The sequence below is a fragment of the Xanthomonas sp. SHU 199 genome (assembly GCF_000364665.1).
Classification (GTDB): domain Bacteria; phylum Pseudomonadota; class Gammaproteobacteria; order Xanthomonadales; family Xanthomonadaceae; genus Xanthomonas_A; species Xanthomonas_A sontii.
In genome coordinates, this window is record NZ_AQOI01000144.1 from 1 (window position 1) to 4535 (window position 4535).

A 4535-nucleotide genomic window follows, 5' to 3' on the forward strand; every position below is an offset into this window, starting at 1 on the left:
CGCAGCGGCTGACCGCGCAGCGCATGACCGACGCCATCGAAGCCGGCGGCCCGCCGCATCCGGGCTTCCGCCGTGCGCACAGCAAGGGCGTGTGCGTCAGCGGCCATTTCGAGGGCAACGGCCAGGGCAGCGCGCTGTCCTCGGCACGGGTGTTCGCGCAATCCTCGGTGCCGGTGCTGGGCCGCCTGTCGATCGGCGGCGGCGACCCGCATGGCGCCGACGGCGCCGCCCGCGTGCGCAGCATGGCGCTGCAGTTGCGCAGCGACGACGGCCAGGAATGGCGCACGGCGATGAACAGCTTCCCGTTCTTCGTGGTCGCCAACACCGAGGGCTTCATGGCGCAGACGCTGGCCGCGCGGCCGGATCCGGCCACCGGCAAGCCGGACCCGGCGAAGATGGCGGCGTTCCTGCAGCGCTACCCGGAAGCGAAGAAGTTCCAGGAGTGGGCCAAGACCGCACCATGGTCCAACAGCTGGGCCAACACCCAGTACAACGGCGTCAACGCGTTCCGCTTCACCGCCGCCGACGGCAGCACGCATGCGGTGCGCTGGTCGATGCGCCCGCAGACCCCGTTCGCGCCGCTGTCGGCCGAGCAACGCGCCAAGGCCGACGCCGACTTCCTCAGCGAAGACCTGCAGGCGCGGCTGGCGCGCGGTCCGCTGCGCTGGGATCTGGTACTGACCGTGGCCGCGCCCGGCGACCCGGTCGACGATCCGTCGCAGCCGTGGCCGCAGGACCGCCAGCAGGTGGTCGCCGGCACCCTGGTGCTGGACCATGCCGAGCCGCAGGCCACCGGGCCGTGCCGCGACCTCAACTACGATCCGCTGATCCTGCCGCACGGCATCGCCGGCTCCGACGATCCGATCCTGGCCGCACGCTCGGCGGTGTACTCGCAGTCCTTCAACCGCCGCGAGCGCGAGATCGCCCGCGGCCAGGCGCCCGATGCGACCGGTAAGCCGCACGGAGGTGCGCAATGAACCGCGACGACCGCTCCGCGCACTTCAACCTGCTCGCGCGCGTGCTGCACTGGCTGATGGCGGCGATGATCCTGACCATGCTGTTCGTCGGCGTGGGCATGGTCGCCTCGGTGTCGCAGCGGCCCTGGCTGCTGAACCTGCACCGCCCGCTCGGGATCGCCATCCTGGTGCTGGTGCTGGTGCGCCTGGGCAACCGCCTGCGGCACCGGCCGCCGCCGCTGCCGGCCGACCTGCCGCGCTGGCAAAAGGCCGCCGCGCATGCCTCGCACTGGCTGCTGTACGCGCTGATGCTGGCGATGCCGCTGCTGGGCTGGTCGATGCTCTCGGCCGGCGGCTATCCGATCGTGCTGTGGCCGGGCCTGCAGTTGCCGCCGATCGCCCCGCACAGCCCGGCGCTGTATGCCTGGCTGCGCAGCGCGCATGGCTGGCTGGCCTACCTGCTGTTCGCCACGGTGCTGGCGCACCTGTGCGCGGCGCTGTTCCATGCCTGGGTACGCCGCGATGGCGTGTTCTCAAGCATGGCGCGCGGCGCGGCGACGCCTGCAGCGCCACGCGACAAGGCGTAGTCCACCCACGACGCGACACGCGGGGCGCAGCGCGTGCGTCCCGCGCTGCGCACGCTAGCGCCGGCACGCGCATGTCGATTCGGCCAGTGCGGTGCGGCCTGTCTCCCGGGCGACGCCACGCGTTTGTGTCGCTCCCGACATGGTCCCGGCCCCGGGCCGCCATTACACTTGTCGGCGGACGGGCGCGCTGGTCAGCGCTTTCGCACGCTACCGCCTGTCGCCGGCCTTCTCGGTGCAGCTCAACCTCAACAACCTGCTGGACAAGCGTTACTACGCGCAGATCTACGGCGACGGTGCCTGGGGCGAACCGCGCAACGGCACGCTGAGCTTCAGCTGGTCGTTCTGAGCCGGCAGGCCGCGCGCGGGTGCTGACGCTGGCACGGCCGCGGCGCAGGCGCGCGACCGCGGCACTGCATGCACGGGATGGAGGCGGCCTAGGCCTCGGCGATGCGCAGCGGTGCGTCGCCAGCGGCAGCGACCCGGTTGCGGCCGCTGCGCTTGCCGCGGTACAGCGCCGCATCCGCGCAGCGCAGCAGTTCCTCGGTGCTGCGGCCGTGGTCCGGATAGGCGGCCACGCCGATCGACACGGTCACCGGCGGCAGCGCCTGACCCTGGTGCTGCACCTGCAGGTTCGCCACCGCGGCGCGGATCTGCTCGGCGCGGCGCTGCGCCACGTCGGCGGCGGCGCCCGGCAGGATCACCGTGAACTCCTCGCCGCCGTAGCGGCAGGCGATGTCCTCCGGCCGCACCAGCCCGGCCAGCAACTGACCGAACGCGGCCAGCAAGGCATCGCCGCCGGCGTGACCAAGGCGGTCGTTGAGCGCCTTGAAATGGTCCAGATCCAGCATCATCAGCGCCAGCGGCTGCTCACGGCGCTCGCAGCGCGCCAGTTCGCGCACCAGCGATTCTTCCAGGTAGCGGCGGTTGTACAGCCCGGTCAACGGATCGCGGATCGACTGCGTGCGCAGGCGCTGGCGCAACTGCAGGTTGTGCAGCGCCATCGCCAGCTGTTCGGCCACCACCTCGACCAGGGGCAGGCGCTCGAGCAGGGTCGGATCGCGGCTGGACAGGTGGATCAGCCCCAGCGGCTCGCCCTGCACCATCATCGGCACGCAAGTGCCATGGCGTGCCACGCCGGCGGCATGCGCGCAGGCCGGCGCGGCGCCGGGCCGCTGGATCTGGGTAGCGCGGCTGCGCAGGCCTTCGCAGCCACTCAGCGACAGCGACGGCGCGCACACCGCATCCTCGCCCCAGTGCGCGACGCAGACCGCCTGCTCGCCCGCCGCGTCGGTGCAGTACACGCTGCAGCCGGCGTCGCCGAGCAGGCGCTCCAGCGCCTGCCGCGCGACCTCCACCGCCTCGTCCTGCTGCACGCAGCTCTGCAGTCCGCGGCTGCAGCGGTTGAGCGTGCGCAGATCCTGTTCGGTGCGCTGCATCTGCTGCACGGTGCCCACCAGCAGCGCATTGGCATGGTGACCGCGCTGCTCGGCCTGACTGCGGCGGCCGATCTCGCGGCGCAGCAGCAGGTACAGGCCCAGGGTCAGCGCGCACACCGTGGGGATGCCGATCACCGCCAGCCGGCGCAGCAGGTCGGCGTTGGCGGCGGTGGAGCGGGCGCTGCTGGCCAGCGCCGCGCGCTCGCTGCGCACCAGGCTGTCGGTGTTGCGCCGGATCGCCTGCGACATCAGACGGCCCTGGCGGGCGCGCTCCGGGTCCGGCTTGCGCATGCCTGCCGCTCTGCCCTGGAAGCGGGCCACGGCGAGCGCGCTGTCGCGCATGCGCGCCTCGATCTGCGCCTGGACCTCCTGCAGCCGCTGCTGCTGCGCGGGGTTGCCCTGCAGCAGCGTGGCCAGTTGCTGCAGCCGCGGCGGCAGCGCGCGCTGGCACGCCCGGAAATCGGCCAGGTGTTCGCGGCTGTCCAGCAGCAGGAAGCCGCGCAGCGAGGCATCGCAGTCGGCGAGGTTCAGCTGCAGGCCGTTGATCTCGGCAATGACCCGGTGGCTGCGCTGCACCGCGGCCGCATCGGCGAGAAAGCGCTCGCTACCCACCAGCACGCCGCCGCTGATGCCCAACAGCAGCAGCAGGGCCAGCGGCACGCCATAGCGGTTGATCGTGGTGGAGGGCATGGCGTCGACGAGGGGAAGGGAGGAAGGCCGCGCGCGCCACCAACTGCGCTGCGCAGTCAAGCGCAGGGAGCCATGCAAGTTTCAGGCCGAACCGCGCGCCGCATCACAGCCAGCCCTTCTGCCGGGCCAGCCGCGCCGCCTCGATGCGGTTGCCGACCCCGAGCTTGCCGATCGCCTCGGACAGGTAGTTGCGCACCGTGCCCGACGACAGCCCCAACTGCGTGGCGATGTCGCCGGCCGAGGCGCCCTCGCCGGCCAGGCGCAGCACCTGGCGCTCGCGGTCGTTGAGCGGGTCGGCCTCGGACCAGGCTTCCAGCGCCAGTTCCGGGGCGATCGCACGGCCGCCGCGGTGCACTTGGCGGATCGCGTCGATCAGCCGCTGCGGCGGTGCGTCCTTGAGCAGGTAGCCACCGACCCCGGCATCCAGGGCGCGGCGCAGGAAGCCGGGGCGGGCGAAGGTGGTGACGATGATGACGCGCACCGGCAGTTGCTGGCGCTGGATGCGCTGGGCCAGCTCCAGGCCGCTGAGGCCGGGCATCTCGATGTCGGTGACCAGCAGGTCCGGCGCATGCGCCTGCAGCGCGCGCCAGGCGGCTTCGCCGTCGGCCGCGCTGGCGACCAGGTCGAGATCCGCTTCCAGGCCCAGCAGTGCGCCCAGCGCACCGCGCACCATTGCCTGGTCCTCCGCCAGCACTAAACGAATCACGGCACCCCCCGGTCCTTGTCGGCCCATTGTAGTGCCCGGGCCGGGCCGGCGCTCAGCCGAGCGCGGCGTCCTGGTCCACCGGGGACTGCATCCGCGCCGCCGGCGCGGCGTCCGCCATCGCCGCCTCGACCCGCGGCAACGGCGCGGCAGCGACCAGGCA

At 72.7% G+C, this 4535-nt stretch carries 4 protein-coding genes and 1 pseudogene; 3 read left to right on the plus strand and 2 right to left on the minus strand.

Features of this window, described 5'->3' with window-relative positions:
• The 3 genes and pseudogenes from D183_RS0106735 to D183_RS0106745 form a co-directional block, all read left to right on the plus strand.
• The coding region (locus tag D183_RS0106735; RefSeq protein WP_017908333.1) for a catalase family peroxidase at window positions 1-977 on the plus strand (977 nt) is incomplete at its 5' end.
• The gene (locus tag D183_RS0106740) at window positions 974-1543 is read left to right on the plus strand and encodes a cytochrome b (RefSeq protein ID WP_017908334.1); all 570 of its coding nucleotides are present in this window, start codon (window positions 974-976) and stop codon (window positions 1541-1543) included. The genes D183_RS0106735 and D183_RS0106740, both read left to right, overlap by 4 nt.
• Before the next feature lie 184 nt (window positions 1544-1727).
• Window positions 1728-1889 (plus strand): annotated as a pseudogene (locus tag D183_RS0106745) (TonB-dependent receptor); the annotation flags it as partial.
• A gap of 88 nt (window positions 1890-1977) precedes the next feature.
• Here the strand turns inward: D183_RS0106745 and D183_RS0106750 are convergent.
• Complete coding sequence (locus tag D183_RS0106750) at window positions 1978-3669, minus strand: sensor domain-containing diguanylate cyclase (protein ID WP_017908336.1); 1692 nt, start codon at window positions 3667-3669, stop codon at window positions 1978-1980.
• A 103-nt stretch (window positions 3670-3772) separates the two neighbouring features.
• Complete coding sequence (locus D183_RS0106755; protein ID WP_026144256.1) at window positions 3773-4375, minus strand: response regulator transcription factor; 603 nt, start codon at window positions 4373-4375, stop codon at window positions 3773-3775.
• Between the last annotated feature and the right edge of the window lie 160 nt (window positions 4376-4535).